The sequence below is a fragment of the Vibrio sp. 10N.222.48.A3 genome (assembly GCF_041475345.1).
GTDB classification, from domain to species: Bacteria; Pseudomonadota; Gammaproteobacteria; order Enterobacterales; family Vibrionaceae; genus Vibrio; species Vibrio tasmaniensis_A.
On sequence record NZ_JBFRVX010001427.1, the window covers coordinates 1 to 1,251 of the forward strand.

Genomic DNA, 1,251 nt, shown 5'->3' on the forward strand with positions numbered 1-1,251 from the left:
GTCGTAGGGCGGTCTTGTCGGAGGATGGGAAATCACTGTTGCGCCGTGCAAGCAGTATGTTGGAACAAGCTCGCGAGCTAGAGTTGATCAGTGAACAGCTAGCGAAAGGTGTTGAGTCTGAAATTGTGGTTGCGGTTGATCACTTGTGTTGTCTTGAGCGTCTTTATCAACCGATGGCTGCATTTTTGGCGGAGAACAACACCACATCGATACAAGTGATTGAAACATCACTGTCTAAAACAACCGAACTGGTGACTCAAGAACTGGCCGATGTGGCTATCATCAACTTGCCTATTACTAATTACTCAGCAGAAGCCTTTGGTTTTACGATGATGGAGCCCGTTGTCGCAAGTTCGCACTCTTTAGCTAACGTGTCATCTATATCACTAAACCAGTTGTCGTCGCTGCCACAAATTGTGGTGCGGGACTTAGGTGCTCAAGCTAGTCAAGGCAGTAAAAAGCAAGGGAACAAAAAGGATGTAGGGTGGTTGAAGTCGAGTCAGCGCATTACGGTGGATAATTTCGATCATGCGTTTGGCGCGGTAGAGCAGGGAGTCGGTTATTGTCGACTACCAAAGCACATTGTTGAAAGTCGAGGAAGTGACAAGCTCACTGTGTTGAATGTCGAAAATGGCAGTGGGTATCACGTTCCGCTGCACCTGACTTTACCAAAAGGAGCCAAGACAGGCCCTGCTGCTAAACGTTTCTATGAGTTACTTCTTGAGTCAGTTTCAAATGCGAGCTAACGGCGACATGAACCTTGAACGATTAACGAGGCTGATTGCCGTTTAAGAACAGCGCGACACATTCGCGAGTGTAGTGAAGTCTTTCTTCTTCAGATTCTCCGCTATCGTGTCCGAAGAATCCCCAATACGCCGATTTGCCGTGAAACATCAACAACAGTTGGCGTGCTGCAATGACTGGCGAGCTTGATGTCGACAGTGTGAGATCACCAGAGTCTATTTTCGACTGCAAATAATCAGCAAGTAACTTGGTGGTTTTCTGAGGGCCAGTTTCTAAATAGATAGAGGCGATCTCTGGATGCGTATTCGCTTGGCTAATGGCATTTTGAAAGGTTTGTCTAGATTGTTCATCAAGTAATAAATCCTGAAACTTCACACCAAATTTCACCAACTCATCACCCACCGCAGCATCCATATCAAAGGCAGCAGGACTGAGTTCTCGCTCCGCACACTTGGTTTGCATGCAGGTTTCGAAAAGTTCGTCTTTGTTTTTAAAGTGAGAGTAGAC

The 1,251-nt window shown here is 46.4% G+C and carries 2 protein-coding genes; one reads left to right on the forward strand and one right to left on the reverse strand.

Going from position 1 to position 1,251, the window contains the following annotated elements:
• A partial coding sequence (locus AB4653_RS26880) for a LysR substrate-binding domain-containing protein (RefSeq protein WP_372105757.1) occupies positions 1 to 746 on the forward strand: 746 nt, incomplete at its 5' end.
• 22 nt (positions 747 to 768) lie between these two features.
• Here the strand turns inward: AB4653_RS26880 and AB4653_RS26885 are convergent.
• A partial coding sequence (locus AB4653_RS26885; protein ID WP_372105758.1) for a TetR/AcrR family transcriptional regulator C-terminal domain-containing protein occupies positions 769 to 1,251 on the reverse strand: 483 nt, incomplete at its 5' end.